Here is a 26,632-nt window from a genome sequence, read left to right as displayed (position 1 = left end):
CGCTGCCATAGGAGGGCCGGGCCGATTGTTCGCGACGCGAACACTGCCGCGCTCTCGCCCCCAGCGGACCTTGCGATTGCTGATTTGTACTGTAGATATACCAAAATGACAGTCAAGACGGAACGCGACATGATTCAGGAAGGCGGCCTTCCTCTCTCGGGTATCAAGGTGGTTGAGTTCTCCCACATGGTGATGGGACCCTCCACAGGTGTCGTTATGGCCGACCTGGGTGCCGTTGTGGTCAAGGTCGAGCCCATCGGCGGCGACCGTACCCGCAAGTTGCTCGGCTCGGGCGCGGGCTACTTCCCGATGTACAACCGGAACAAGCAGAGCATCGCCATCGACCTCAAGTCGCCCGAAGGCGTTGCCGCAGCCAAGCGGCTGGTCGACCAGGCCGACGTGCTGATCGAGAACTTCCGCCCCGGCGCGCTCGCCAAGCTGGGCCTCGGCCCGGACGACTTCGCGCAAAGCAATCCCGGCCTCATCTACTACTCCGCCAAGGGCTTCCTGACCGGCCCTTACGAGAACCGCGCCGCGCTTGACGAAGTGGCGCAGATGATGGGCGGCCTCGCCTACATGACCGGCCCCAGCGGCCGTCCCTTGCGCGCGGGCGCCTCGGTGATCGACGTGACCGGCGGCATGTTCGGCGTGATCGGCATCCTCGCCGCGCTGGAGCAGCGCCACCGTACCGGCAAGGGCGCGGTCGTGCGTTCCTCACTTTACGAGACCACCGCGTTCCTCGTCGGCCAGCACATCGCGCAGCTTGCCGTCACCGGCAACGCGGCGCGCCCGATGCCGGAGCGTATCTCGGCCTGGGCGATCTACGACGTGTTCGAGACGGCGCGGCCCGAGGAGCAGGTCTTCATCGGCGTCGTCAGCGACGGCCAGTGGCAGGCGTTCACCAAGACGTTCGGGCTCGACGATCTCGCCGCAGACCCGGCGCTGGCGGAGAACAATGCCCGCGTGCTCGCCCGCGAAGCCCTGCTGCCACGCATGCGCGAACTGGCGAAGGGCTTCACGCGCGAAGCCCTGCTGGCGAAGCTGGAGGAAAGCGGCGTCGCCTTCGCGCCGATCGCCCGCCCGCAGGATCTGCTGGAAGACGCGCACCTCAACGCCAACGGCGCGTTGGTGGACCTGACGCTGACCGATGGCCGCTCGGTGCGCCTGCCCGCGCTGCCGGTCGAGATTGACGGTGTGCTCCCCGGCGTGCGCCATGACCTGCGCTCGCCCGGTGAAGACAGTGAGGACGTGCTCGGCGGCTGGGGCTTCGGCGCGGACGAGATCGAAGCGCTGCTCGCCTCGGGTGCGATCGAGGGGCTTCGCGAACCGGCGGATAGCGCGGCGAAATGACTGAAGGGCCGCTCACGCTCGCCGAGAAGATCTGGAGCGCGCACCGCGTCATGACGCTGGAAAGCGGCGCGGAAGTGATCGCCATCGACCGCCTGCTGCTGCACGAGCGGACCGGCGGCGTCGCGCTGAAATCGCTGGAGGAAGCGGGCCGCACGGTCATGCACCCCTCGCGCGTGTTCGCGACGATGGACCACATCGTCGATACGTTCCCCGGCCGCACCGACAAGACGCTGATGCCGACCGGCACCGCCTTCATCGTCTCGACGCGCGAGAGCGCGAAGCGCCATGGCATCACCCTGTTTGACATCGACGACCCGCGGCAGGGCATCGTCCACGTCGTCTCGCCCGAGCAGGGGATCATCCTGCCCGGCGCGATCCTTGTCTGCCCGGACAGCCATACCTGCACGCAAGGGGCCTTCGGTGGCCTTGCGTGGGGCATCGGTTCGTCGGAGGCGGAGCATGTGCTGGCGACGATGACGCTGCGCATGAACCGCCCGCCGGACATGCGCGTGACCATCGACGGTGTGCTGGGGGAGGGCGTCACGGCCAAGGATCTCGCGCTGCACCTGATTGCCGCGCTCGGCTCGAACGGGGCGAAGGGGCATATCATCGAGTTCGCAGGGAGCGCGGTGCGTGCGCTGGACATGGAAGCGCGCATGACGCTGTGCAACATGGCGACCGAGATGGCTTGTGCGGGCGCAGTGATCGCGCCGGACGACAAGACGTTCGACTGGCTCGAAGGCCGGCCTTATGCGCCCAAGGGCGAGGTTCGCGAGCAGGCGATCGCCGCATGGCGCGCGCTTTACAGCGACGACGGTGCGGTCTTCGCGACCGAGCATCGCTTCGATGCCGCCGAAGTCCGCCCGATGGTGACATGGGGGAACAGCCCGCAGCACGCAGCCCCGCTGGGCGCGCCGGTTCCGGCCGATGCCTTGAGCAAGGCAGACCAGCAGCGCGCGGTCGAGTACATGGCGGTGACGCCGGGCGAGCCGGTCGAGGGCCTGCCGATCGATGCGGCGTTCATCGGATCGTGTACCAACAGCCGCATCTCCGACTTGCGCCGCGCCGCCGCGATCCTCAAGGGACGTAAGGTCGCCGAGGGCGTCAAGGCGATCTGCGTGCCGGGCTCCACCCAGGTCAAGGCTGCCGCCGAGGCCGAGGGACTGCACGAAGTCTTCCTCGATGCCGGGTTCGAATGGCGCGAGGCGGGTTGCTCGATGTGCTTCTTCGCGGGCGGCGAGAGCTTTGCCCCGGAAGCGCGCGTGATCAGTTCCACGAACCGCAATTTCGAGAGCCGACAGGGGCCGAACACGCGCACCCATCTGGCCTCGCCCGAGACGGTAGCGGCTTCGGCCATCGCCGGGCGCATCGCTCTGGTTTCGGAGATCGCGGCATGACCCCGCTCGTCACGCTTGAATCCAGGGCGGTGCCGCTGCTGCGCGACAACATCGACACCGACGCGATCATCCCCTCGCGCGAGATGCGCTCGGTGTCGAAGGACGGCCTTGCCGACGGCCTCTTTGCGGGCTGGCGTTACACCGCCATCGGCGGGCGCGAGATCGATCCGGCTTTCGTGCTCAACCAGCCGGAGAGCAAGGGCGCGCAGATCCTGCTCGGCGGCTCCAACTTCGGCTGCGGTTCAAGCCGCGAACATGCGGTATGGGCGCTGGCCGAGTACGGCTTCCGCGTCGTCATCGCGCCGTCGTTCAGCCCGATCTTCCAGGGCAACTGCATCCGCAACGGCATCGCCCCCATCGTCCTCCCGCGCGAGGCGGTGGAGGCGATCGCTGCGGGTTTCGCGGACGGCACCCCGGTCACGATCGACATGCCGTCATGCGAAGTTCGCATGGGCCTTGCGGTGTTCCCGTTCTCCATGGAGGACGAGGCGCGCACGATGCTGATCGAGGGCGCGGACGCCATCGAACTCACCCTGCGCCACCGCGCCGAGATCGAGGGCTTCTTCGCCCGCGACGCCGCCGTGCGCCCGTGGATATATCTGGCCGACTGACGGCCAGCCACGATTTCCGCTTGCTAATTGATATAATGCTATATCAATATCGGCAAAAGAGCCCTCCGGGGCCTATCAGGATCGAGGGCTCATGACACTCCTGCGCTGCGCCACCCATACCGTCAGCAACGTCGCCGAAGTGGCGGAGCGCTATGCACGCTGGCTCGACTACTCGGTGGTCGAGCAGGGCGTCGTCAGCAAAGACCTCGCCGCGCTGTGGCAGGCGCCTGCCAGCGCGGGCAAAGCCTACGTGCTGATGCGCCCGGCTTCGGGTTCGGACGTGTTCCTGCGCTTCGTCGAAGGCGACGCGGTGCCGGACTATGCGCCGATCCGCACTTACGGCTGGGCCGCGATCGAGATCTGCGTCACCGACGTCGAGGCCGTCAACGAGCGCATGCTGGCCTCGCCCGACTTCGAGGTGATCGGCCCGCCCAAGCCGCTCGACGGCTTCCCCACCGTCAAGCCGATGCAGGTGCGCGGACCGGACCTCGAGACGGTCTACCTCACCGAAATCCGCGTCAATGGTGCGGAACACGGGTTGCCGACGCCGCGCTCGCTGGTCGATCGGCCATTCATCCTCGTGCTTGCCTGCTCGGACTTGCAGGCCTCGATCGACTGGGTACGCGACGTGCTGGGCTTCGACATGATCGACCCGGTCTCGATCCACTATTCGATGATCTCGCTCGCCTTCGACCTGCCGGAAGGCGAGAAGGTGGCGCTGGTCACCGCGAAGTACGAGGGCGAGACGTTCCTCGAACTCGACCAGTATCCGCAGGCCGCGACGGCGCGCCCGCAAGTGGAAGGCGCGCTGCCGCCGGGTGTGTCGATCTGCACCATAAACGTGCCCGACTTCGCCCGTCTCGAAGGCCACTGGGCCGTGCGTCCCGAGGTCCGCGAAGGGGCGCTCTACAACGGCGCGAAAGTCGGCCTGCTGCGCATGCCCGATGGCGCGTTGCTGGAGGTGATCGAAGGCGGCCGCGTCCTCTGACGCCCAAATCCTGAGGGGAATGCCATGACGATCGTGAAGCGCGGGTTCGCCGATGTTGCGCACGGCCAGATCCACTACCGCCATGCGGGCGCAAGCGAAGACCTGCCGCTGGTCATGCTTCACGCCTCGCCGGGCAGCTCGCGCCAGCTGGTGCGGCTGATCGAGGACCTCGGCGTCACGCGCCACGTCATCGCACCCGATACGCCCGGCAATGGCGACAGCCCCGCCCTGGCCCGCGAGGAAACCACCGTGGTCCGGCTGGCCGAGGCTATGCTCGGCTTCCTCGACGCGATGGGGCTGGAGCGGGTGGACCTTTACGGTTCGCATACCGGCGCCTGCATCGCGGCCGAACTGGCGATCCTCGCGCCCGACCGCGTACGCGGCGTGGTGCTCGACGGGGTCAGCACCTTCACGGCCGAGGAACTGGAAGACATCCTCGCCAACTACGCCTTCCCGTTCGAGCCGGACATCAACGGCGCCTATCTGGTCAACCTGTTCCAGTTCTGCCGCGACCAGTACATGTTCTTCCCGTGGTACAACCGCACCCGTGCCGGTCGCCGCGACAACGGCATGGGTGCGCCCGCGGACCTTCACGCCTGGGCGACCGAGGTGATGAAGGCGCACGATACCTACCATTTCAACTACCGCGCCGCGTTCCGCTGGAACGGCTTCGACCGCCTGCCCCTGCTGACGCGCCCGGCGCTGTTGCTGGCGGGTGAGAACGACCCGCTGATCGACCAGACGCGCGACTTGTCCGCCGTGGTGCCCACCGGCAGCTATGTCGAACTGGCGCGCTTCGACGATCCCGCCTTCGCCTCCGGTCGCCTCAGCGCGATGCAGGCCTTCTTCGCATCCGCCCAATAAGAGAGAGAACAACACCGTGATCGGCGCATCGCTTCTTGTCCTGCTGCATGTCCTCATTCCGGTCTACTGGCTCGGGGGTGACCTTGGCGCCTTCTACGGTTCGACTTTCATGGTCGATCCCAAGCGCTCCGTGGCCGAGCGGATGATGGCGCTCAAAATCCTCAACAACATCGACATGGCGCCGCGCACCGCGCTGATCATGGCCTTCCCCACCGGCTTTACGCTGGTCTGGCAGCGCGGCTGGGTGGAGATCGCCGACGCATGGGTGATCGCGGCCTGGGTCGTGGGCCTCGCCTCGGCTGGCGCTGGCGTGGATCGTCCATCTCAAGCACGGCCCGGCCGGTGCGACCTACAAGAAGATCGATCTTGCGATCCGTTACGTCGTCGTCTTCGCGCTCTGGGCCACGGCGATGCTGGCGCTCTCCAAGGAGATCGAACTGCCGCTGTTCATCGCGCTCAAGTGCCTCGTTCTCGGCACCTGCGTCGCGCTCGGGCTGCTGGTGCGTCGCCAGCTGGTGCCGCTGTTTGGAGCCATCGTGCAGATGCGTGACCACGGCCCGACGCCCGAAAGCGACCGCGTGATCGCGCAAGTCAACGGCCGTGCGCGGATCAGCGTCATCACCATCTGGGTGCTGGTCCTGACCGCCAGCTTCCTCGGCATCGCCACCCCTGTTTAAGGCCCCCTTCAAGGAGATAGACTCATGCAGCAGCACCGGAGAATCACCGGCAAGATCCTCTACACCTCGCGCAAACCCGGGCGCGAAGGGCAGGAGCGCGGGCGCGAGGACTTCGTGTTCACCGTCCATAGCGATGGCAAGCGCTCCATGCGCGCGATCTGCGAGATCGACGAGCCGGCACCCACCGTGCTTCGCGACATCACGTATTCGCTCGACGAGAACGACATGCCGATGGACTGCTTCGTGCGCCTGACCATCGGCGACGAGTTCATGGGCTCGGGCCTGTTCATGATCCGCGACGGCTATGTCGAGTGCGAGAGCTACGGGCCCTCGATCGGCCGCCTGTCGCAGAAGGTGAAGATCGAAGGCGAGTTCGATGGCTTCGGCACCCACCCGATCGCGGGCGATGCCTATATCACCAAGAAGATGGATCGTTCGCGCGGGCCGCACACCCGTTCGTTCCGCACGTTCCTGCCCTCGCCCGACCACCGCGGCGCGACGCCGCCGATGGTCTCGGAGGTCAATATCCACCTCGCTTACGTGGGCGAGGAGACGTTGACGGTGAAGGCGGGCACTTTCGACTGCTTCCACTACAAGTTCACCGATCCGGACGGCGGCATGGCCACGACCAACGGCGGCCACCCCGACTACGACGTGTGGGTGACGGCGGACGACGATGCGGTCTTCGTGCAGGGTGGCGTCGGCGGCTACATGCAGACCTGGTACGAACTGGTCGAGTTCGAGCGCAGCTGATTGGGTGTGGGGCGCGGCGGCTGATGTCGCCGCGCCACGCCGCCGGGGCTTCGACAAGCTCAGCCTGAGCGGGGATCAAACCTCTCAACTCCGCTCAGGCTGAGCTTGTCGAAGCCCCATCGGCCTTAATACACCGGAGCGTCATCCAGCGGGCGCAGCCATTCGGCGGGTATTCCCTCCGGCACCACGGGCGCATAGGCCGCCCCGATCGGCAGCGGCTTGAGATCGTCCGACCACTGGTTCACCACCCGGTTCGAGCCCGGCGAGCGCATGATCTGCAGAAACCCGGTTTCCGAGACGTGCGGTCCGTGGACGATCCCTGGCGGGCGGAAGAAGTAGGCCCCCTGCCGCATGCGGCCTTCGGGCGCCCACATCTCGCCCTGCAGCATGAAGGCTTCCTCGCAGTGGTGGTGCGTCTCGGTGGGGAGATGGGATTCCTCCGGCACGCCGTGCGGCAGACCGGTGAGCAGGAAGGTGCGCCCACTGTCGTTCGGGCCGAGCCGCAGCACCTTGCGGGCAAGCCGCAGGTGCCCGAGTTTCGGATCGTAGGTAGAGGTATCCCAAGGCATCCGCGCCGTATCGATGGCGATCGCCTCGGCACATTCCGCGATAGCATTCGGATCGTCGAGCGCGTGCCGGAAGACCAGCAGCGTCGCGCCGTCCTGCGACGAAACAGCACCGAGGCCGCTGCCTTGCGGGATGAAGCCGTAGGCATGTCGGGCGCAGGGCAGTTCGTCCACCGTCACGGTGCCGTCCAGCACGAAGTATTCGAAGCCGGGCTCCCCGGCCGTGCGTGGCCCCGACACAAAACCGGACGGCAGCCGCACGATCAGCGTGGCGTCGGTGCTCAGCGGATCGTGGCTGAGTAGTTTCTCCAGAACGCCGTCCGGACGCTTGCGCCAGTCGACGTTCTGGGTCTGGATGAACTCGATGTGAGGCCGGGCCATCGTTGCTTCAACCCAGTTCCAGCGCGCCGGGGTTCATGCGCATGTCCGGGTCGAGCGTGCGTTTCACCCCTTCCAGCAAAGCGCGCGCTTCCGGCCGCAGGATCGAGGCATAAGGATATGTCCGCCCGATCTGGTTTGAGGCCGCACCATGGCGCGCGAACACCGCGACGATCTCCTGCCGCAGCCGCATGACCAGCGCCCGCGCCGCTTCGTTGGCGGGAGGGCGGGGCAGATCGCGCAGGGCCTTGGCGCTCAGGGTCGCCTCGTGCATCGGCAGCCATTCGTCGTGCCAGTTGAATACCGGCTCGTAGCTGAAGGCATGGTTGCCCATGATCGTGATCAGGCGTGAGACGACCACGCCGCTCTCGCGCAGCGCATCGGCATTATCTGCCAGCAACTGCTCCAGATCGTCCACCAGAGCCTTGGCCTGGCTGTGCGGCACCTTGCCGTTGAGCGCGACCCAGCGGTCTCCCGTCGCCCCCAGCACCGCGTCGAGGGGCGAGAACATCTCCGCCCGCCCGGCCTTGGGGATGGAGTTGGGCAGTTCCCTGCCGCCCAGCTTCGCCGCGATCTGGCGAGCGGCGGCGATGTCCTCGTCCACGCCCGCGCGGCTGCGACCGGCAAGGACGAGGTGCAGCGAGAAGCAGCCCTCCTCGATGAAGTCGCGCCCGGCCAGTGCCAGCTTGGCACCGGCCTTGAGGCCGCGCAGCAAGCCCTGTTCCTGCGCCACGACCTTGCCCAGCGTCTTTACGTCGCGGATCAGGTCGGACGGGGCGGCGAGTGCTTGCCGCGTCTTGTCCGGGTCCATGACATAGGCGTCCTCGGCCAGTTCAGCGCGCCCGATCTCGCAGATCGCGGCGATGGCGGCGTCACGGTCGGGGAAGCCGAACGAGAGGAAGTCGGTATGCGCGGGCTTGCGGATCATGCGCAGGCTGGCCTTGCACTTGATGCCCAGCGCGCCCGCGTCGTGGATGAACAGCCCGGTGGTGTCCGGGCCGAAACTGCGCAGGAAGGGCTTGGGCGCATTCGCCACTGCCTTCTGCCCGGTGTGGACGACCGCGCCATCCGCCGTGACGACCTCCAGCCCGAGCACGATGTCCGCCGAAGTGCCGTAGCGCGCGGTGCCGAGGAAAAGCGCGCCGTTGGAGAGCCCACCGCCCACCGTCGCGCCCCGGCCCGAGAACGTACCGAAGAACGGCAGGCGCAGGCCCTTCTCCTGCAGCGCCTCGTATAGCTGCAGCCATGTCACGCCCGGCTCGACGGTGACGACCATGTCTTCCTCGTCGATGGAGAGGATGCGGTTCATGCGCCGCAGGTCCACCGCGACCCATTCGGCCCCGCTCCCGACGTAGCCACCGACATAAGTGAGGCCGCCGCCGCGCGGCATCAGCGGCATTCCGGTCGGCGCGATGCGGCGCACGGCTTCGACGAGCTGATCCTGATTGTCCGGCCGGATCACCAGACGGCACCGCCCGGCGCGTCCGAGCAGGTCGGAGGAGTGTAGCTCGCTCGATGCCTCGTCGCTCAGCAGTCCCTCGGGTCCGAGGATCGCGGAAAGGTCGCGTTCCAGCGCGTCGTCGATCGTGTTTGCGAAAGCCATACTATTCCCTCTCATTCGCGATCACGGCCTCGCGGAACGCGCCGCGTCCCACGGCCAGCGTGAGCGCGGCGGCCGTGCCGCAGCCGAAGAAGACGATGCCCAGCGCCCAGGCTATGCCGCCCGGGCCGGTGAAGACGGTGTCGGACAGGAACCCGACGATGAAGTTGCCCGCCGTCAGCGCGATCAGGCCCGAGCAGATCGTGTGGATCGCCATGACCTGCCCGCGCAGCCGGTTGGGCGTCATCGCGGAGATGCCCGAATAGACGCCCGAGATGTTCCAGTTCAGGAACAGCGCATTGAGCGCGTAGAACACCAGCGCCATCCAGCCTGACGGCACGAGGCAGGCGGCGGTGCCGAACAGCACCATTGAGGCCGCACAGCCCATCGCCGCCAGTACCGGCGCGTCGCGGTGGCCGCGCTTCAGCAGCCACGCGATCACCCAGCCGCTGTTCACGGCTGCAAAGGCGCTTACCGGAAAGCCCACGGCGCCCAGTGCATAGCCGGTATGCGCCGCGTCCCAGCCGTGCGCGCGGATGAACAGCGCGGGGAACCACCCGACGATGGCATAGACGCAGACAAGGTTCATGACCGTGCCGATCAGGAAGCAGCCGTAGGCTACCGGGCGCTGCGCAAACAGGCTCAGGATCGGCCGCAGGCTGATGCTGGTGACTTGCGTATCGAGGCCCTTGCGCGAAGGTTCGCGCACGCTCGCCAGGATGATGAGGGCGAGGACGAGACCGGGCAGTCCACAAAGGATGAAGACGATCTGCCAGGGCATGTGCGACCCGAACAGCGAAGGCAGCCCCGCGATGAGCGCGTCGGCCCAGCGGATGAACAACCCGCTCAGCGCCATCGCCGCTGCCGTGCCGATCGAGCTGCCGACTACGAACACGCCGTAAGCGCGCGGGCGCTCGGTCGGCGCGAAGTAGTCGGCGATGAGCGAGGTCGCGACCGGCACCAGCGCCGCCTCCCCTAAGCCGACCATCATGCGGGCAAGGAACAGTTGCTCGAAGTTGGAGGCGAAGGAGCAGCAGATCGTCGCGAGGCTCCACACCGCGAGGCCCCTGACCAGCACCGGCACGCGGCGTGAACGGTCGCAGAGCATGCCCAGCGGCAGACCGAGCAGGCTGTAGACCATGCTGAAGGCCATGCCCTGCAGCAGACCGAACTGCGTGTCGCTGAGGTGGAGGCTGCGCTCCAGCGGCTCGATCAGAAGGGCGATGGAGACGCGGTCGAGGATCGCCAGCGCATAGGCCAGCGTCAGCAGTGCGATCACGTACCAGGCGTATCTCCGCGCCGGCCAGACGTCCTGCGGCGCTCCTGGCGTCACGCCGCGCTCTCCGTTTCGGCGATCGCCGGGGTGAGGAACTGGGCGACCACTACGGCGGCTTCGGTGATGGTATCGGGGCGGTCGGTCGTCGCATGGCCGAGGCGCGGTGCGGCGGCGTAGAACGGGTCGTGCTCGCGCGTGAACACCAGCATCGGGCATCGGGTGACGGGCTGGGTGTCGGCAATCGACAGCGCGGCGTTCATGGCGTCGCCGTAGTGCGCGGGCTGCTTGATGACGCCCAGCAACGCGCGATGCAGCGCCTCGCCGTCGAGGGTGGGCTCGGTCTTGCGCTGCGCTGCGATCGTGCCCGAATGCCAGGGCCACTGCACTTGCCCGTCGCGCAGCATGTGCCAGGCGCGGTGGAGGTGTCCTCCGGCTATGTCGAAGGCCAGCGGCGGGCACAGGGCTGCGGGATCGGCGGGCCTTTCGGGCGCACCGTCGAGGACTAGCTGCCCGACCATGTCCGGCCGTGCCTCGGCAAAGGCGAGCGCGAGGTAGGAGGCGGGGCCGATCGCCAGCACGTCCACCTTGCGGCCGAGTTGGGCGGCAAGCGTCGTCAGCGCCGCGAGGTAGCCGGCGGCCGAGGGATCATCCAGCGCCTCGGATCTCGCCGAAACCGGGCAGGTCGGGGACTACGGTATCGTGCGTGGCGCAAAGGGCGTCCTGCCACTGCATCGCGGACAGCGTGGAGGATGCTTCAAGGATGAGCACAGGACGGCCACCCTCCGGTCCACGGCACCGGACATGAATCTGGCCCTCTTCGTGCTCGACATAGCCGGTGGAGGAAGGCGCGGTGACAGGCACATCCGATGCCGACGCATCAGTAAGGCGGGCCAGCAGCCATTCGCCCCATGCCGTCCGGTCGCTTTCGAGGCGTTCGATGCTGAGGGCCGGGTTCTGCGTCACCGGAATGCGGTCGAGGTAGCCGTAGAGCACGTCATCGCGGCGCGCGGCCACCAAGGTCGGCACCGTGATCGCCCGGAGGGCCGGGCCGCAATCGTAGCGCATCGCGGCGGCATAGGCGCCGGAGTAGTTCGGCCCGGCGCTGAACAAGTCGATGGTGTACTGTTCGATCCATTCGGGCGAAGGCGTTTCCATTGCCATGCGGCTGGCGGCAGTCGTCGCGAACCACGGGAACCAGCGCAGCATGTCGCGCGTGCGGGTCCACTCCGCGGCGATGTAGGCGCCATGCGCGTCGATGGTGAAAGGGCGCATGTAGGCATCGACGAAGGCAGCCGGTGCCAGCGCTTCGGGGAACGACAGTCCGTCGAGGATCAATGCGGGCGGACGCCCCGAAGAGGCCGCATATTCCAGCGCGATCTTGGCGCTGGTATGGGTCGCGTAGATCGGCGCATCGGCTAGGCCAAGGACCTCCAGCGCATCACCCAGCGCCGCCGCGAAGTCGCCGATCGTGGGCGCATCGACGCCGAGCGGGTCGGAATTGCCATAACCCGGCGTGTCGAGCGCGAAGACCCGGAAATGCGGCGCCAGCAGCCGCATCGTACCCAGATGCAGGCGCGAGGATCGCGGCGAATCGTGCAGCAGGACGACAGGCTTGCCTTGCCCTGCCTCGCGCAGATGAACGCGCCGTCCCCGGACGTCGACGTAGTGCCGGGCGATCCTCAAGGATGGGGCGGCGGCGATAGGTTGCCGGGAGGACATGACGCTGCGACCCTCATTTTGATATAGACATATATCTATTCGTGATCGATAAAAATCGGGTTGTCCAGCCCGGAGATCGAACCGAGTGAAGATGCGCCAGAGTGACTTTTCGCGGCCTGCCCCCGACCCGACGACCCGCGAGGGTGGGCGGTGGTGGTCGCCGCGATGGTCGGGGTGGCGCTGGGGCTGAGCCCGATCCCGTTCTACACGATCGGCATGCTCGCCCCGCAGCTTTCCGCCGAATTCGGCTGGAGCTTCGCGGCGCTGATGGCCAGCATCACGGTGCAGTCGGGCGTCGTCATGATCGCCAGCCCGCTCGCCGGGATCGCCATCGACCGGTTCGGCGCGCGGCCCGTGGCGCTCGTCTCGCTGCCGCTGTTCGGGCTCTCTTTCATGAGCCTCGCACTCAGCAACGGGTCGCTGACTTTGTACTATGCGCAATGGGTAATCATGGCGGTGCTCGGCGTCGGCACCCTGTCCGCGACGTGGACGCGGGTGGTGACGCAATGGTTCGACAAGTGGCGCGGCATGGCGCTGGGCCTTGCGAGTTGCGGCACCGGCATCACCGGATTCATCATCAAGCCGCTCTGCGCCCACCTGATTGAGACGCATGGCTGGCGCACTGCGGTCGTTGTGGTCGGCTGCCTCCCCATCGTCGTCGGCGTGCCCGTGGTGGCGTTGCTGTTCCGCGAGATGGCGCGGGGCGCGGCGGCTTCGGCCAAGCCGGTCGAAGCCGCGGAGGAGGTCATCCAGCCCGGCCTGACGCTGGCCGAGGCGGCGCGCGACCGGCGGCTGTGGATCATGGCGGGGGCCTTCCTGTTCATCGCCTTCGCCCTCACCGCGCCGACGCCCAACCTTGAGAACATCCTCAAGACCCGCGCTTTCACGCTCCCGCAGATCGGCGAGATCACCGCCGCCTTCGGGCTTTCGGTCATCGCCGGGAGACTGATCGGCGGCTGGCTGCTCGACCGTTTCTGGGCGCCGCTGATCGCCCTCGTGATCCTCGCGTTCCCGGCAATTGGCTGCTGGCTGCTGACGAGTTCGGCGCTGTCGCCGCTTATCGCGACGCTGGCCGTGATCTCGCTCGGGTTCGGTGCGGGGTTCGAATTCGACCTGCTCGCCTACCTGATCAGCCGCTTCTTCGGGCAGCATCACTACGGGGCGATCTATGGATGCTTCTATGCCGTCATCGCTTTCGCGGGCGGTCTGGGGCCGGTCGTCTTTGGATATGTCTTCGACAGGATTGGCGATTACACGATTGCCCTGAGGTCGGGCTCGGCCTGTCTGGTTGTCGGCGCCGTACTGCTCCTCGCCATGGGCGCTTATCCAAAACTGTCGGAAAAATAACGATATTATCGACGCCTGTGACTTCCGTGCCCCAGCGCCGAGGTAAATCGACACGAGATCGATTTGGCGGGTTGACATAAAGCGCAATCTATTATGTCATCAATGCATAACAAATAAAGATCGCAGCGGCGGCGGCAGGATGCGCCCGCGTTCCAAGGTTCCAGGTTCAGGACAATGAGGAGTCGTCATGCTTGATCTGACGAGGTGTATTCGTGCGCGCGCTCTGGGTGCAGTCGCACTGCTAGCCATCACCGCCACCACGGCCCATGCACAGGACGCGCAGGCCACTGATGCGCCGCAGGCAAGTGGAAATCTCGGCAGCGACATCATTGTCACCGCGCAGCGCCGTCCCGAGCGTCTGCAGGACGTCCCGGTCGCCGTCACCGCCTTCAGCGAAGAGATGATCCGCAACCTCAACCTGAACGACGCGATCAAGACCGCGCAGATGGTGCCGGGCATGATCGCCACGCACAACGCAGGGCTGGGCACCGCCAACGCCTACTACCTGCGCGGCCTCGGCAACAGCCAGTCGGTCGCGACTTTCGATCCGCCGGTCGGCACGTATGTCGACAACGTCTACGTCGCGCGCCAGAACGCCAACAACTACCAGTTCTTCGACGTCGATCGCGTGGAAGTGCTGCGCGGGCCGCAGGGCACGCTGTTCGGCCGCAACACCACCGGCGGCGCCGTCTCGGTGATCATGAAGAAGCCGTCGGACCGGATGGGCGCCAAGTTCGAGGCGACTTACGGCTCCTATGACCGCGTCACCGCCAAGACCACCGTGGACCTGCCGGTGAGCGAGCGCGTGCTGACGAAGTGGTCCGCCTACTACGTCTACGACAAGGGCTACCTCAAGAACGTCACCACCGGCGACCGCCTCAACGGCGAGCGCAACTACGGCTTCCGCGGCGACGTGCGCTTCCTGCCGACCGACGACCTGACCATCGACCTGTCGGGCGAATATACCCGCAACACCGGCACCTACCTTGGCGTCTACGCCGCGCCGGGCGCGTCGGATCGCTACAAGACGACGACCACGCCGGATTTCTACAACACCCGCAATGCCCTGCCCGAAGGCAACTGCAAGGGCGACCCGGTCAACATCCTGCTGACCACGGTGACCGGCAACTGCTCGCTGACCGACAGCTACGCGACGACCGCTGACGTCAACTGGAACACCGATGCCGGCAACCTCGAACTGATCGCGGGCTATCGCGAGCAGGAGCAGGGCTACATCAACAATTACAACGGCACGACCACCAACGTCTACGCCGCCTACATCCTGGCCGACAAGATCAGGAACCATCAGGTTTCGACCGAACTGAAGTGGACCGGCGAAGCATTCGACGACAAGCTGAAGTACGTTGCCGGCGTGTTCTACCTGCGCGAAGTGAACCATCTCGCTTCGGCCGACTTCCAGGGTTCGGCGACGGCTACCGCGTTCAATCTCCTGCAGGATCGCCATTTCCGCCAGCAGGTGGAGACTGTCGCCGGCTACCTCCAGGGTGACTACGAGGTCGTGCCCGACCTGACCGTCACCGTGGGTGCGCGCTACACCTACGAGAAGAAGAGCATCGATTACTTCGATCCTGAACGTTTCCCCGGCTTCGGCTTCAACAGCGCCGACGTGCGCGCGGCGGGCATTCCGCTCAAGTTGACGCAGAACCGCGTGACCCCGCGCTTCGCGATCAACTACAAGCTCTCGCCCTCGGTCATGCTCTATGCTTCGGCGACGAACGGCTTCAAGTCGGGCGGCTGGAACGGCAACGCCGCCGTCGCGACCCGCGTGCTGGCGTTCGAGCCGGAAGTGACGTGGTCGTATGAAGGCGGCGTGAAGTCGGAACTGTTCGACCGCAAGGTGCGCATCAACCTAAACGGCTACTACGCCCGCACCAAGAACCTGCAGATCACCTCGGGCATCGTCCCGCCGGGTGAGACGGTGATCGTCAGCCTCGCGCGCAATGCCGGTACGCTGGTCGATTACGGTCTGGAGTTCGAGACGGTCTTCGCGCCGGTGCGCAACTTCGAGTTCTTCGCCAACGGCTCGCTGTCGCATGGCGAGTATTCGTCGGTCGTGATCCTGCCGGGCGTGTCGCAGGCACTGCAGATCTCCACCGACACCCGACCGGTGCGCACGCCGACCTTCCAGTTCACCGGCGGTGCGACGTACACGATCCCGGTCGACGCGCTGGACGGCGACATCAAGCTGATCGGCTCGTACCGGCACAATTCCTCGTATTATATCGCCGTGCTGAACACGGCGGCGGCCCCGCGCGAGGACTTCGTGGACCTCAAGGTCTCGTACGAGAAGACCGACGGCAGCTTCGGCGCGTCGTTCGGCGTGACCAACCTGACCAAGCAGGAGACGATCACGGCGAACTTCCTCTCGCTGTTCCCCGGCGATCCGCGTCGGTTCACCGGCAGCGTCTGGTTCAAGTTCTGAGGAGAGTCCTTAGGGAAAATGCCCTGAGGGGCATTTTCCTCGCGGCACCGGCCCACACCCCACCCGACCTCCCACTAGTGTATCCTTGATGGGAGGTCGGGTGGGGTGTGGGCCGGTGCCGCGAAATCCGCCCTTTGCGGATTTCCAAATTAGGTGATCAGCAAGGGGCGCTTCGGTGCCCGTTTTTCGTGCCCGACTTTTTCGCCTGCCGAATTTGCCGTTGCGCGGGCAATTGACTTATCTACGCGAGGTTTGACGATCAGGCTCGCGCAGTTCGCGCGGGTGCAGTCTTGAATGTTCGGGAGTATCGGGGTGGTCGATCGCGACGCTGCAGTGCCGCTCTATTATCAGATCTACCTGCAACTGCGTGACGAGATCCTGAGCGGTCAGCGCCCTTTCGGCAGTGCCATGCCGACCGAGCACGAACTGGCCGAACTCTTCGGCGTGTCGCGGATCACCGCACGCAGGGTGCTCAACGAACTGGCTGAGCAGCGCTATGTCGAGCGCAAGCGGCGGCTGGGCACCACGGTGATCTTCAAGTCGCCCGCAAAGCCGATCGAGGCGGACATCGATCAGGCGATGGACTCGCTGATGGCGCTGGGCAGCGGCACCACCGTCAACGTGATCGAGGTCAACCGCGAGAAGCCCAACCCCACCATCGCCGCAGCCCTGCAGGTCGATGCGGGGCAGGATGTCATCCGTGCGGTCCGCATCCGCTATCTCGACGGGATGCCGATCGGCTACGTCGTCAGCTACGTGCCGGGCGATCTGGCGCCGCTGATCACGCCGGGCAATCTTGCCAAGGGGCCGATCCTGCAATTGCTGGCCAATGCCGGGTACAAGGCGGTCCATGCGGACCAGACCATCGGCGCACTGCAGGCCGACCCGCAACTGGCGCAGGCGCTGGAGATCGCCCCGCTCGCCGCGCTGCTGCGGATCAGCCGCACCAGCTACGATGCGAACGAGCGGCCCTTCCTGCTGACTTTCGCGCATTACCGCTCGGACAAGTTCACGATCCGGCTCGATCTTCACGGAACCCGCTACGCGGTCAATTGAGCGACCCAATTCGGTCATAGCGCGCTTGCGCACCGATATTGTTATAGTTACGATACAAAAAGCATCATTCAACGCTTGGGGGTATCGTGAAGGCCTATACGATCGGTTCGCAGCAGGGCATCGCCTCGCTGACCGCAGTGACCAGGGACGTGCCGCAGCCCGGCCCCGGTCAGGTTCTCGTCAAGGTGCGCGCGGTGTCGCTCAACCATCGCGACCTGCTCATCGTCTCCAGCAAGTACGGCGCGCCGCGTCCCGAAGACCGCGTGCCGGTTTCGGACGGTGTCGGCGAAGTGGCGGGTCTGGGTGAAGGCGTCGCCGGGGTCGAGATCGGCCAGCGCGTCACCGCGCCGCATTTCGTCAGTTGGACCGACGGTCCGTTCTCGCCTGCCTACTTCGGCCACGACCTTGGCGTGACCCATGACGGCTGGCTGGCCGAATACGTGCTGGTCCCGGCCCATGCGCTGGTGAAGGTGCCGGATCTGCTCACCGACCGCCAGGTCGCGGCGCTGTCCGGCGCGGCGCTGACCGCGTGGAACGCGATCGTCGAGGTCGGCAAGGTCAAGGCGGGCGACAGCGTGCTCGCGCTCGGCACCGGCGGCGTTTCGATCATGGCGCTGCAGATCGCCCGCATGTGCGGCGCGCGCGTCGCCATCACTTCGTCCAGCGACGAGAAGCTGGAGCAGGCCCGCGCGCTCGGTGCCGACGTGACGGTGAACTATCGTAGCGATGGGGACTGGGACAAGACTGTGTTCGCCGCGCTCGGCAACGGCGCGGACATCGTCGTCGAGACCGGCGGCCTTGCCACTCTGCGCCAATCGATCGCGGCGGCGGCCCCGAACGGGCGCATCGCCATCATCGGCGCGCTGGGCGGGACCGTCAGCGATCCGCTGCCCAACTTCGGCACGATCATCGGCAAGAACCTCGCGATCCACGGTATCGCCGCGGGCGGCCGTGCGATGCTGCAGCGGCTGGTCAATGCGATCGCGATCAACGGAATGGAGCCGGTGGTCAACAAGGTGTTCGGCTTCGACGAGGCCGCCGATGCCTACGCCTACCTCCACTCGGGCGATCACTTCGGCAAGGTGATGATCCAGGTCGCCTGATGACTCCAGCGACCATGGCCGACCCCGCCGCCCGCCTCGCCGATCATGCGCTGTCCGTCGAGTGGGCGGCGCTGCCCGCCTCGGCGCAGGCAGCTGCGCGTGCCTTCCTGTTCGACAGCCTTGCGGTCGGCGTGGCGGGGTATTCCGCCATCTACGCCGAAGAAATCCGCAAGGCCGCGCAGATCTGGACCGGCGGGGCTGCGGGCGAGGGCATGGTGCTGGGCGCACCGGATCTGCGCCTGCCCGCGCCTTACGCGGCTTACGTCAACGCCTACCAGATCCACTCGCAGGAATACGACTGCGTGCATGAGCCGGCGGTCGCCCACCCGATGGCGACCGTCTGCGCGGCGCTGCTGGCCGAGGCCGGGCGTGCTCCGGCGAGCGGCGCGGATTTCCTCGCCGCCGTAATCGCCGGGATCGATGTGGTGGCGACGCTGGGCGTGGCGGTGAAGGGGCCGCTCAAGTTCTTCCGCCCGGCGACGGCGGGGATATTCGGCTGCGTCGCCGCGCTGTCGCGCCTGCGCCGGGTAGAGCCGGAAGTCGCCTATCGTGCCTTCGGCCACGCCCTCGCACTGGCGAGCGGGACGATGCAGTCGCACATCGAGGGCAAGCCCACGCTGGCGCTGCAGGTGGCGGGCGCGGCGCGCTCGGCGGTCGAGGCGTTCGATCTTGCCTGCGCCGGAGTGCCCTCGCCCGCAGGCGCGATCGGCGGGCCGTTCGGCTACATGGCGCTGTTCGAGAACGACCCGGTGCTGGAGCCCGAACTCGACAAGCTGGGCAAAGTCTGGCGCGTCGAGGAAGTCAGCTGGAAACCGTTCCCCACCGGCCGCGCGGCGCAAGGGGCGATCGTCGCCCTCAAGACGCTGATGGCCGGGCATGGAGTGACGGCGGACAATCTGGAAGCGCTGGAATACCACGCGCCGCCTTTGATTCACCGGCTGGTCGGGCGCCGTCCGCAGGCGGACATGACGGTCGCCTATGCGCGGCTGTGCTTCGCGTGGCTCGGCGCGGTGGTTCTGACCGAGGGTGACGTGGGCCTCGATGCCTTCACGCCCGCGCGGCTGGGCGATCCGGTTTTGACGGCGATTGCGGAGAAAATCATCGTCGTTGCGGACGACAACGCCGATCTTGCGGCTTTCGTACCGGCTTTTGCGCATGTGCGGCTGGTGGACGGGCGGTCTTTCCGCGTCGATGTCGCCCGGCAACTCGGCGCGCCGGAGTGGCCTTTGACGCTGGAGCAGCAACTGGAGAAGGCGGGCAAGTGCTTCGCGTTCGGCGGGCTGGATGCGGCGCTGGTGCCACAGCTGCACGCGCTGGTCGGGCGGCTGGATGCGGACGGTGATGTGGCGCAAGTGTTGGCGAAGTTGCTGGGCTAAGCCAGCTTGCCCAAAAACCGCCGTCATCCCCGCGAAGGCGGGGACCCAACTGATGACCGCGTCATCGGAACCTTCACGAGATGGGGTCGCGCCTTCGCGGGAATGACGAGGATAGAAAAGCACGGCTGCATCCTGCTCGGCCCCGACCGGGAACCGCTCCAACGCAAGCTGGGTGGTTCACGGCCAGCGGTCCCGGATCAAGTCCGGGACGACGGCAGGGTCAATGCGGCTCCTCACCGCCCGAGACGTTCATGCTCTCGCCGGTGATGTAGATCGCCTCGTCCGAGCACAGGAAGGCCACGGCGGCGGCGGTGTCCTCAGGCATGCCGGGGCGGCCCATCGGGATGCGCGCGGCCATGTTGGCGAGGTATTCCTCCACCGAGATGCCCTGCACCTCAGCGAAATGCTCGTTCTGCCACTTGCCGAGCCCGGTGGTGACGTGGTTCGGGCACACGTTGTTAACGGTGATGCCGTGCGCGCCCAGCTCGATCGAGGCCGAGCGCACCAGCCCGACGAGGCCGTGCTTCGAGGCGGTGTAAGCCTGCGCATGCATGAACCCGGACTTCGCTGCCTGGCTGGCGATGTTGACGACGCGGCCGCCTTTTCCTTGCGCGATCATGATCTCTGCCGCTGCCTGCAGGCCGTACCATGCGCCGGTCAGGTTGACGTCGATCACCGCGCGCCATTCGTCGGCAGAGACCTCCATCATCGGCTTCATGATATAGCCGATCCCTGCGTTGTTCACCCAGATGTCGAGCGAGCCGTGGGTGTCCACCGCATGGCGGGCCAGCGCGCGAACCTGTTCGGGATTGCGCACGTCGCAGGGGAAGGTCGAAGCCTTCGGCAGCGATGCGGCGATGGCGTCCATCTCGGCGCTGGACCCGGTCATCGAACCCGGCGTCGCCGCGTCGGCGGGGGCGCCGATGTCGGAGATCACCACCGTCGCGCCCTCGGCGGCGAGGCGGCGAGCGATGCCCTCACCAAGCCCGCCCGCACGGCCCGAGCCGGTTACGACCGCGACCTTGCCGTCGAAGCGGCCGCTCATGAGCCCAGCTTCTCGGTCATGATGAAGATCGGGTCGGCCCAGTCCTGGAACTCGGCGGCGACCTTGCCCATGGCCTCGGTCGAGGTTTCCTCGCCGAACAGGTCCATGTCGGCCACGTCGATGATCTCGACGTACTGGTAGGGCGCGGTGCCGCCGCCCAGCAGGCCCGCCGTGCGCAGCACCTCGAAATTGGAGACGGACTTCAGGCCGTTCACGGTCGGCAGATCGGTAGTCTCCGCCCAGCGTTCATAATCGGCGACGCTCTTTCCGGGCTTGAGGTTCAGCAGCACGATGATGCGAGTCACGGGTAATCTCCTCCTTGAGGTGAGCCAAGCTACCTGTTATTTGATATATAAGCATGACATATAACGCGAGGGTTGACCATGTCCAGAAATGACCCGGCTGCCGATTACGATGGCCCGCCCGACTACCGTGTCATCGGCCGTCACGCGCTGTTTCCGCAGACCAGTCATGACGAGATCGAGCGGATCAACTTCCTCGCGCAGATGAATCGCCACCTGGCGGCCAATGTCGTGCCCGGCGTCAAGCAGGCTTACGAGAAGCGGGTCGTGCCTGCGTTTGAAGCCGCCGAAGGCCGCCCGATCGCCAACCGCCACGAAGCGCGCAAGGCACTGCTGGCGGACCCCGCGTTCCAGACCTGGTCGGCGATGCGCCGCATGACGATGGAGCAGCGCCAGCAGGCCGGTCGCTGGACCGCGCTGCGCCAGTCCGAGCAACTGGCCGAGAAGGCCCGCGAACTGACCGAGGGCGACGATCGGCTCAAGCTCGATCCGGCATTGCAGCAGCCGCGTTATGTCTCGGCGGTCGATCATCACTGCATGCCGGGCAGTTATCACACCGAATACTTCCCCGGCGACGTGACCAATGGCGCGAACTACGATCACGCCGGGTTCGTCACCACCAGCGGGTTGCTCGGCAAGTATTCGGACGGCGGCGGCCATGCCGTCGCGCGCTGGGTGAAGCGCAACCTGCCGGACTTCCAGCCCAGGCAGATTCTGGAGATCGGCGGCACCGTGGGCCATTCCAGCCTGCCGCTGGCGCAGGCTTTCCCCGAGGCGGAGATGACCATCGTGGACCTCGGCGCGCCGGTGCTGCGTTATGGTCTGGGCCGCGCCAAGTCGCTTGGCGTCGACAACGTGCGCTTCGTGCAGGCGAGTGGCGAGGACCTTTCGATCTTCCCCGACGCCAGCTTCGACTGGATCCAGACGACGATGTTCCTGCACGAACTGTCCACCGGATCGCTGCGCCGGATCATGGCCGAGACGCGCCGCCTACTGAAGCCGGGCGGCATCGTCCTGCACGTCGAGCAGCCGCAGTACGCGCCCGAGATGCCGCTGTTCGAGCAGGCCATGCGCGACTGGGACGCCTACTACAACAACGAGCCGTTCTGGAGCCGGATGCACGAAATGGACCTCGACGCGGAGATGATCGCGGCCGGGTTCGAGCGTGACCAGCTGATCCACGGCGGGGTGACGGCGGTGGTCGACCGCGACCTGTTCCCCGACGCCGCCGACGACGACAAGGAAGACTACGGCCGCAAGGCGGCCTGGCACGTGATCGGAGCAACCGTCTGATGTCCATCGCCGATGCCCTGCGCGGCGCGGGTGCCAAGCCTGCCGGCAAGCGCCCCTATTTCCTCGACGCCGAAGTCGAGCGTGTCCTCGCCATCACTATGTCGATCGCTCAGGAACTGGCGGTAAGCCGCCAGCGCACCGACACGCTCGAACGGCTGCTGCTGGAGAAGGGCGTGCTCTCGCAAGGCGAGATCGACGCCTTCGTGCCCGACCGCGCCGCCGCCACCGAGCGTGCGCTGTGGAACCAGGAGTACATCGCCCGCATCCTGCGCATCGTGCAGCAGGAGAACGAGGCGGTCGGCCGCCCGGACGACATCGCCTCGGAAGACGTGGCGGTAGAGGTTGGCGCAGAATCGTGATCGGGACGGAATTTGAATTCACCGTCGACGTCCTCGTCATGGGCGGCGGCGCCTGCGGGGCCACCGCTGCGCTGGCGGCCAGCGATGCGGGCGCCGAAGTGCTCCTCGTCGAAGCCGACGCGCGGCCGATGGGCACCACCGGCATGTCGATGGGCGTGTTCTGTGCGGCCGGCACGAAGCAGCAGGCCGCGGCGGGCGAGCAGGATGACGGCGACACTTTCTTCGCCGACATTCTCGCCAAGACGAAAGGCCAGACCGACCCCGAGATCGCGCATGCTTTGGCCTATGGCTCCGGCCCGACGCTGGACTGGCTGGTCGGGATTCATGGCGTGCCGCTCGAACTCGATACCGGCTTCCGTCCGGCCTACGGCAACACCCGGATGCGCGTCCACGGCTGGCCGGGCCATGCCGGGCAGGACCTGCTGGAACTGCTGCACCAGAAGGTCGCCGACGCCGGGGTGATGGTGCTCAACCCGGCCAAAGTGGTCGACGTGATCGCCGACGACGAGGGCCGCGTGCTCGGCGTCGAGATCGAACGGCCCGGCGGTGAGCGCGAGCGGGTGGGGTGCAAGGCGCTCGTCATCGCCAGCGGCGGCTTCGCCGGAAACCACGCAATGCTGCGCCAGTACATACCCGAGATGGCTGATGCCCGGAACAACGGTCACGAGGGCAGCCGGGGCGACGGTATCCGCCTTGGAGTGTCGCTAGGTGCCGCTGTGGGCGACTTGAGTGCCTTTCAGGGCTATGCGATGCTGACTGAACCGCAAGGTATCAGTGTACCGCCAGGCTTTGTCATCGACGGTGCGATCCTAGTCAATATCAACGGCTTGCGCTTTGTGGACGAGAAGGAGGACATCGCCGGGATGGTCCACCCCGTCATGGCGCAGCCCGGCGGCCACGTCTGGGTGATTTTCGACGAAGAGATCGAGCGCCGCAACGCCTACCAGCCCGACACCAAGGCGCTGACCGAACTCAATGCCGCCCGGCGCGGGGAGAGCGTAGAGGCTCTGGCGCAGCGCATCGGCGTCGATCCGCAGGCGCTGGCCGCCTCGCTCGAAGAGGCCCGTCAGGCGCAGGCCGAAGGGCGCCCCGATGCGCAGGGCCGCGTCTGGGGGGACGAGCTTCCGCCCTCGGGCGCGCTGGGTGCATTCAAGGTCGTCGGCGCGATCTATCATACGCAGGGGGCTTGCAAATCGACCGTAATGCGCGGGTTCTGCGCGAGGACGGCTCGGCTTTGCCCAACCTTTTCGCGGGCGGCGGCGCGGCGCGAAGCGTCTCGGGGCCGTCGTCATGGGGCTACCTCCCGGCGATGGGCCTGTGCACCGCCGTGACCCTCGGCAGGCTGTCCGGGAGGGCGCAGCAGCGATCGCAGCGGGCCGATGATCGCAGAGCGGAGGGTCGTCCTGCGGCTCTTTGCGTGATCAATCCAACCTGACAGCAGTAAATCAAGATTAATCACCGGAGCACGACGATGGACCCGCTGAGCGCAACGCTTTCCGAACCGACCGCAACCTCGGCACTGGCCGAACGCCTCGCCGCGATCGTCGGGGCCGACAACGTCACTATCGACGAGGCGAAGCGCAAGCTGCACAGCGAGGACGTCTGGTCGCGCGCGGACGACGTCGTCGCACTGATCGTCGCTCCGGCCACCACCGAGGAACTGGCCGAGGTCGTCAAGGTCATCGGCGATGCGGGCTGCTCGGCCGCGCCGCGCGGCGCGGGGATGAGCTACACTTCGGCCTATGTCCCCGCCAACGACCGCACCGTCTCTATCGACACGCTGCGGATGAACCGCGTGATCGAGGTCAATCGCGGCGACATGACGGTGACGGTGCAGGCGGGCGTCAGCTGGATTCAGCTGAACGAGGCGCTCGCCAAGGAAGGGCTGCGCACGCCGTTCTGGGGGCCGATGTCGGGCCTGATCTCGACCATCGGCGGCGGGCTTTCGCAGCTCAACGCGATGTTCGGCGCCAGCCAGTACGGCACCAGCAGCGAGAGCGTCGTCGCACTCACCGTTGTCACCGGCACCGGCGAGGTGATCCGCACCGGTGCGCGCGGCCAAGGCGGCGAGCACCCGTTCTACCGCCACTTCGGCCCCGATCTGGCGGGTATCTTCTGCGGCGATTGCGGCACGCTGGGCATCAAGGCCGAAGTCACCTTCCGCCTTATCACCGCGCCCGCGCATGAGGATTACGCCTCGTTCTCCTTCCCCAGCGGCGAGAAGCTGCTGGAAGCTATGGGCGAGATGACGCGGGCGGGCATCGCTTGCGAGATGTGCGCCTTCGACCCCGGCCTTACCGAAGTGCGCATGAAGCGCATGTCGCTGCTGTCCGATGTGAAGACGCTGGGCGCGGTGATCGGCAAGGAGAAGTCGCTGGGCAAGGGCCTGCTCTCGGCCGCCAAGGTGGCGCTCGGCGGGCGCAACTTCATCCCCAAGGGCGACTATCCGCTCCACGTCATTGCCGAGGGACGCTCGAAGGACGCGGTGGCGTTCGACATGGCCGAGGCGCGCCGCATCGCCCGCCAGTTCGAGGGCACGGAGATCGAGAATTCGATCGCGAAGATCATTCGCGCCAACCCCTTCCCGCCGCTGAACTCGATGGTCGGCCCGACGGGTGAGGCGTGGATTCCGGTCCACGGCGTCTGCCCGCTGTCCACTGCGCCGCAGATCTTCAACGAAATCCAGAAGTTCTACGCCGAGAACGCCGCGCTCTTCACCGAGCACGAGATCCACACCGGCTTCCTGTTCACGGCGATGGCCAGCAACGCGCTGATCATCGAGCCGGTGTTCTTCTGGCCGACCGGCTGGCGCCCGATCCACGAGCAGTCGATGGAAGCCTCGCACGTCGCGCGCCTGACACAGCGGCCGGAGAACCCGGCGGCGACCGAGGCGGTAAAGTTCCTGCGCAAAGGCGTGGTCGAAATCTGCGCGCGCTACGGCACCGGGCACTTCCAGATCGGCCGCACCTACCCCTACCGCGAGAGCCGCGATCCGGCGTTCACCGCGCTGCTCGACAATCTCAAGGCGCACCTTGACCCCAAGGGCCTGTTCAACCCCGGCGTGCTTGGCTTCCCGGAAGGCCAGGCCTGATGGCTACCTATCAGGCGGTCCAGCTCGCCCAGTTCGGCGAGAGTTTCCGCGAGGCGGCGCGCATCGTCGACCTCGACTTGCGCGATCCGGCGCCGGGCGAATTGCGTGTGCGCAATCGGTACGCGGGCGTGAACGGCATCTTCGATACGCAAATTGCCCGCAACGCGGTGGACTACGTGAAGATCGGCCTGCCGACCCTGACCGGCGTGGAGGCGCTGGGCGTGGTCGAGGCAGTGGGCGAGGGCGTGACCGACTTTGCCCCCGGTGACGCCGTGGTGACCACGCGCTTCCCCGGCGGTTATCGCCAGTACAACATCGCGCCGCAGGGCCACTTCGTGAAAGTGGCGGACGACAGCCCCGAGTGGCTGGCGCTCGCCTCAACCGGGGTGTCGGCGTGGATGGCGCTGTTCCATGTGGGGCAGGCGAAGCCGGGAGATGTCGTGGCGATTTCCGCCGCTGCGGGCGGTCTCGGCCACCTGATCGTCCAGCTTGCGGCGCTCAAGGGCTGCGAGGTCGTGGCGGTCTGCGGCGGGCCGGTGAAATCCGAATTCGCGCGCAGCCTCGGCGCGGCACGGGTGATCGACTATCGTTCGGAGTCGGTGCCGGAAGTGCTGGCGCGCGAATATCCCAATCGGCTGGATGTGGCGATCGACACGGTTTCGGGCGAGATCTTCGACGCCTTCCTCGACAACGTCGCGCCGCATGGACGCGTGGTCGTCGGCGGCGCGGCCTCTGACCTCGAAGGGAGGCCGGAGATCGTCACCGCCCCGCGCATCGCGCACAAGCTCTACTACAAGGGGGCTTCGGTGCGCGGCTTTATGAACGGGCTGCTGGCCGAGTTCTGGCCGCCCGCGCGCGACGACGTGTTCACGCTGTATAACCAAGGCAAGCTGAAGGTGTGCTTCGACGAGGAGCGCTTCCTCGGCCTGCCCGGCGTGTTCGATGCCGTGGAGCGCCTGCTTTCGGGCCGCTCGATGGGCAAGGTCATCGTGGACTTGCGATAGCACTTCGTCATTGCTTCGCTACGCTCGCAATGAC

Annotated in this window: 24 protein-coding genes and 1 pseudogene; 18 read left to right on the top strand and 7 right to left on the bottom strand. The window is 66.6% G+C overall.

From position 1 onward, the window contains the following. Nucleotides 1-105: 105 nt before the first annotated feature. The 7 genes from KZO24_RS24065 to KZO24_RS24035 all read left to right on the top strand — a co-directional run bounded on the left by KZO24_RS24065 (nt 106) and on the right by KZO24_RS24035 (nt 6,640). Nucleotides 106-1,350 carry a CaiB/BaiF CoA transferase family protein gene (locus KZO24_RS24065; RefSeq protein ID WP_271184101.1) on the top strand — a complete coding sequence of 415 codons (1,245 nt, stop codon included), beginning with the start codon at nt 106-108 and terminating at the stop codon, nt 1,348-1,350. Then, nucleotides 1,347-2,747 (top strand): 3-isopropylmalate dehydratase large subunit, encoded by a 1,401-nt coding sequence (locus tag KZO24_RS24060; protein ID WP_271184100.1) that lies wholly within the window; start codon nt 1,347-1,349, stop codon nt 2,745-2,747. The genes KZO24_RS24065 and KZO24_RS24060 overlap by 4 nt, the downstream gene beginning before the upstream one ends. Then, entirely contained in the window at nt 2,744-3,358 is a 615-nt protein-coding gene (leuD, locus tag KZO24_RS24055; protein ID WP_271184099.1) for a 3-isopropylmalate dehydratase small subunit, read from the top strand. Before KZO24_RS24060 ends, leuD begins: the two co-directional genes overlap by 4 nt. A gap of 91 nt (nt 3,359-3,449) precedes the next feature. Next, the gene (locus KZO24_RS24050; RefSeq protein ID WP_271184098.1) at nt 3,450-4,346 is read left to right on the top strand and encodes a VOC family protein; all 897 of its coding nucleotides are present in this window, start codon (nt 3,450-3,452) and stop codon (nt 4,344-4,346) included. 24 nt (nt 4,347-4,370) lie between these two features. Then, complete coding sequence (locus KZO24_RS24045; RefSeq protein WP_271184097.1) at nt 4,371-5,210, top strand: alpha/beta fold hydrolase; 840 nt, start codon at nt 4,371-4,373, stop codon at nt 5,208-5,210. A 410-nt stretch (nt 5,211-5,620) separates the two neighbouring features. Further along, nucleotides 5,621-5,887: a hypothetical protein gene (locus KZO24_RS24040; RefSeq protein WP_486487341.1), complete on the top strand. Its 267-nt coding sequence runs from the start codon at nt 5,621-5,623 to the stop codon at nt 5,885-5,887. Between the two features lie 24 nt (nt 5,888-5,911). Further along, nucleotides 5,912-6,640 (top strand): DUF3108 domain-containing protein, encoded by a 729-nt coding sequence (locus KZO24_RS24035; protein WP_271184096.1) that lies wholly within the window; start codon nt 5,912-5,914, stop codon nt 6,638-6,640. A gap of 125 nt (nt 6,641-6,765) precedes the next feature. Here the strand turns inward: KZO24_RS24035 and KZO24_RS24030 are convergent, their stop codons facing one another. From KZO24_RS24030 to KZO24_RS24010, 5 genes are all read right to left on the bottom strand, one after another. Then, the gene (locus KZO24_RS24030; RefSeq protein WP_271184095.1) at nt 6,766-7,587 is read right to left on the bottom strand and encodes a cupin domain-containing protein; all 822 of its coding nucleotides are present in this window, start codon (nt 7,585-7,587) and stop codon (nt 6,766-6,768) included. A gap of 7 nt (nt 7,588-7,594) precedes the next feature. Then, the gene (locus tag KZO24_RS24025) at nt 7,595-9,187 is read right to left on the bottom strand and encodes an FAD-binding oxidoreductase (protein WP_271184094.1); all 1,593 of its coding nucleotides are present in this window, start codon (nt 9,185-9,187) and stop codon (nt 7,595-7,597) included. 1 nt (nt 9,188) lies between these two features. Then, on the bottom strand, nt 9,189-10,517 hold the full coding sequence (locus tag KZO24_RS24020; RefSeq protein ID WP_486487340.1) for an MFS transporter: 1,329 nt from the start codon (nt 10,515-10,517) through the stop codon (nt 9,189-9,191). Beyond that, nucleotides 10,514-11,038 (bottom strand): hypothetical protein, encoded by a 525-nt coding sequence (locus tag KZO24_RS24015; RefSeq protein ID WP_486487339.1) that lies wholly within the window; start codon nt 11,036-11,038, stop codon nt 10,514-10,516. Before KZO24_RS24015 ends, KZO24_RS24020 begins: the two co-directional genes overlap by 4 nt. A gap of 67 nt (nt 11,039-11,105) precedes the next feature. Next, nucleotides 11,106-12,179: an alpha/beta hydrolase gene (locus KZO24_RS24010; RefSeq protein ID WP_486487338.1), complete on the bottom strand. Its 1,074-nt coding sequence runs from the start codon at nt 12,177-12,179 to the stop codon at nt 11,106-11,108. 153 nt (nt 12,180-12,332) lie between these two features. Between KZO24_RS24010 and KZO24_RS24005 the strand changes: the two genes are divergently transcribed. From KZO24_RS24005 to KZO24_RS23985, 5 genes are all read left to right on the top strand, one after another. Then, nucleotides 12,333-13,526: an MFS transporter gene (locus KZO24_RS24005; protein WP_486487337.1), complete on the top strand. Its 1,194-nt coding sequence runs from the start codon at nt 12,333-12,335 to the stop codon at nt 13,524-13,526. Between the two features lie 187 nt (nt 13,527-13,713). After that, nucleotides 13,714-15,969: a TonB-dependent receptor gene (locus KZO24_RS24000; RefSeq protein ID WP_486487336.1), complete on the top strand. Its 2,256-nt coding sequence runs from the start codon at nt 13,714-13,716 to the stop codon at nt 15,967-15,969. Between the two features lie 294 nt (nt 15,970-16,263). Next, nucleotides 16,264-17,025: a GntR family transcriptional regulator gene (locus tag KZO24_RS23995; RefSeq protein WP_271183649.1), complete on the top strand. Its 762-nt coding sequence runs from the start codon at nt 16,264-16,266 to the stop codon at nt 17,023-17,025. Between the two features lie 86 nt (nt 17,026-17,111). Continuing rightward, complete coding sequence (locus tag KZO24_RS23990) at nt 17,112-18,128, top strand: zinc-dependent alcohol dehydrogenase family protein (RefSeq protein WP_486487335.1); 1,017 nt, start codon at nt 17,112-17,114, stop codon at nt 18,126-18,128. Further along, on the top strand, nt 18,128-19,504 hold the full coding sequence (locus tag KZO24_RS23985) for an MmgE/PrpD family protein (protein WP_271183651.1): 1,377 nt from the start codon (nt 18,128-18,130) through the stop codon (nt 19,502-19,504). Before KZO24_RS23990 ends, KZO24_RS23985 begins: the two co-directional genes overlap by 1 nt. 220 nt (nt 19,505-19,724) lie before the next feature. Here KZO24_RS23985 and KZO24_RS23980 read toward each other — a convergent pair whose 3' ends face one another. Further along, the gene (locus tag KZO24_RS23980; RefSeq protein WP_271183652.1) at nt 19,725-20,549 is read right to left on the bottom strand and encodes an SDR family NAD(P)-dependent oxidoreductase; all 825 of its coding nucleotides are present in this window, start codon (nt 20,547-20,549) and stop codon (nt 19,725-19,727) included. Then, on the bottom strand, nt 20,546-20,854 hold the full coding sequence (locus KZO24_RS23975; protein ID WP_271183653.1) for an REDY-like protein HapK: 309 nt from the start codon (nt 20,852-20,854) through the stop codon (nt 20,546-20,548). The genes KZO24_RS23980 and KZO24_RS23975 overlap by 4 nt, the downstream gene beginning before the upstream one ends. 78 nt (nt 20,855-20,932) lie before the next feature. Here KZO24_RS23975 and KZO24_RS23970 point away from each other — a divergent pair, with 78 nt between their 5' ends. The 6 genes and pseudogenes from KZO24_RS23970 (at nt 20,933) to KZO24_RS23945 (ending at nt 26,598) form a co-directional block, all read left to right on the top strand. Next, the gene (locus KZO24_RS23970; protein ID WP_486487334.1) at nt 20,933-22,144 is read left to right on the top strand and encodes a class I SAM-dependent methyltransferase; all 1,212 of its coding nucleotides are present in this window, start codon (nt 20,933-20,935) and stop codon (nt 22,142-22,144) included. Next, nucleotides 22,144-22,503, top strand: coding sequence for a hypothetical protein (locus KZO24_RS23965; RefSeq protein ID WP_271183655.1), 360 nt, complete (start codon nt 22,144-22,146; stop codon nt 22,501-22,503). The genes KZO24_RS23970 and KZO24_RS23965 overlap by 1 nt, the downstream gene beginning before the upstream one ends. A 38-nt stretch (nt 22,504-22,541) precedes the next feature. Next, a pseudogene (locus KZO24_RS23960) lies at nt 22,542-23,549 on the top strand (FAD-dependent oxidoreductase); the annotation flags it as partial. Nucleotides 23,550-23,689: 140 nt separating this feature from the next. Further along, nucleotides 23,690-23,938 carry a hypothetical protein gene (locus tag KZO24_RS23955; RefSeq protein WP_486487333.1) on the top strand — a complete coding sequence of 83 codons (249 nt, stop codon included), beginning with the start codon at nt 23,690-23,692 and terminating at the stop codon, nt 23,936-23,938. Between the two features lie 36 nt (nt 23,939-23,974). Then, the gene (locus tag KZO24_RS23950; RefSeq protein WP_271183657.1) at nt 23,975-25,594 is read left to right on the top strand and encodes an FAD-binding oxidoreductase; all 1,620 of its coding nucleotides are present in this window, start codon (nt 23,975-23,977) and stop codon (nt 25,592-25,594) included. Continuing rightward, entirely contained in the window at nt 25,594-26,598 is a 1,005-nt protein-coding gene (locus tag KZO24_RS23945; RefSeq protein WP_271183658.1) for a zinc-binding dehydrogenase, read from the top strand. The genes KZO24_RS23950 and KZO24_RS23945 overlap by 1 nt, the downstream gene beginning before the upstream one ends. Nucleotides 26,599-26,632 lie beyond the last annotated feature (34 nt).

The organism is Novosphingobium sp. NFX11 (assembly GCF_057376415.1).
Note: the sequence above shows the minus strand (reverse complement) of the source record. Positions and strands in the feature narration are given on the sequence as shown.

Bases quoted from the DNA above. Each gene is read 5' to 3' on its own strand.
- KZO24_RS24010 (WP_486487338.1), bottom strand. From the start codon at position 12,179: ATGTCCTCCCGGCAACCTATCGCCGCCGCCCCATCCTTGAGGATCGCC.
- KZO24_RS23980 (WP_271183652.1), bottom strand. From the start codon at position 20,549: ATGAGCGGCCGCTTCGACGGCAAGGTCGCGGTCGTAACCGGCTCGGGC.
- KZO24_RS23985 (WP_271183651.1), top strand. From the start codon at position 18,128: ATGACTCCAGCGACCATGGCCGACCCCGCCGCCCGCCTCGCCGATCAT.
- KZO24_RS23945 (WP_271183658.1), top strand. From the start codon at position 25,594: ATGGCTACCTATCAGGCGGTCCAGCTCGCCCAGTTCGGCGAGAGTTTC.
- KZO24_RS24060 (WP_271184100.1), top strand. From the start codon at position 1,347: ATGACTGAAGGGCCGCTCACGCTCGCCGAGAAGATCTGGAGCGCGCAC.
- KZO24_RS24025 (WP_271184094.1), bottom strand. From the start codon at position 9,187: ATGGCTTTCGCAAACACGATCGACGACGCGCTGGAACGCGACCTTTCC.
- KZO24_RS23950 (WP_271183657.1), top strand. From the start codon at position 23,975: ATGGACCCGCTGAGCGCAACGCTTTCCGAACCGACCGCAACCTCGGCA.
- KZO24_RS23970 (WP_486487334.1), top strand. From the start codon at position 20,933: ATGTCCAGAAATGACCCGGCTGCCGATTACGATGGCCCGCCCGACTAC.
- KZO24_RS24000 (WP_486487336.1), top strand. From the start codon at position 13,714: ATGCTTGATCTGACGAGGTGTATTCGTGCGCGCGCTCTGGGTGCAGTC.
- KZO24_RS24035 (WP_271184096.1), top strand. From the start codon at position 5,912: ATGCAGCAGCACCGGAGAATCACCGGCAAGATCCTCTACACCTCGCGC.
- leuD (WP_271184099.1), top strand. From the start codon at position 2,744: ATGACCCCGCTCGTCACGCTTGAATCCAGGGCGGTGCCGCTGCTGCGC.
- KZO24_RS23965 (WP_271183655.1), top strand. From the start codon at position 22,144: ATGTCCATCGCCGATGCCCTGCGCGGCGCGGGTGCCAAGCCTGCCGGC.
- KZO24_RS24050 (WP_271184098.1), top strand. From the start codon at position 3,450: ATGACACTCCTGCGCTGCGCCACCCATACCGTCAGCAACGTCGCCGAA.
- KZO24_RS24045 (WP_271184097.1), top strand. From the start codon at position 4,371: ATGACGATCGTGAAGCGCGGGTTCGCCGATGTTGCGCACGGCCAGATC.
- KZO24_RS24065 (WP_271184101.1), top strand. From the start codon at position 106: ATGACAGTCAAGACGGAACGCGACATGATTCAGGAAGGCGGCCTTCCT.
- KZO24_RS23995 (WP_271183649.1), top strand. From the start codon at position 16,264: ATGTTCGGGAGTATCGGGGTGGTCGATCGCGACGCTGCAGTGCCGCTC.
- KZO24_RS24030 (WP_271184095.1), bottom strand. From the start codon at position 7,587: ATGGCCCGGCCTCACATCGAGTTCATCCAGACCCAGAACGTCGACTGG.
- KZO24_RS24040 (WP_486487341.1), top strand. From the start codon at position 5,621: ATGCTGGCGCTCTCCAAGGAGATCGAACTGCCGCTGTTCATCGCGCTC.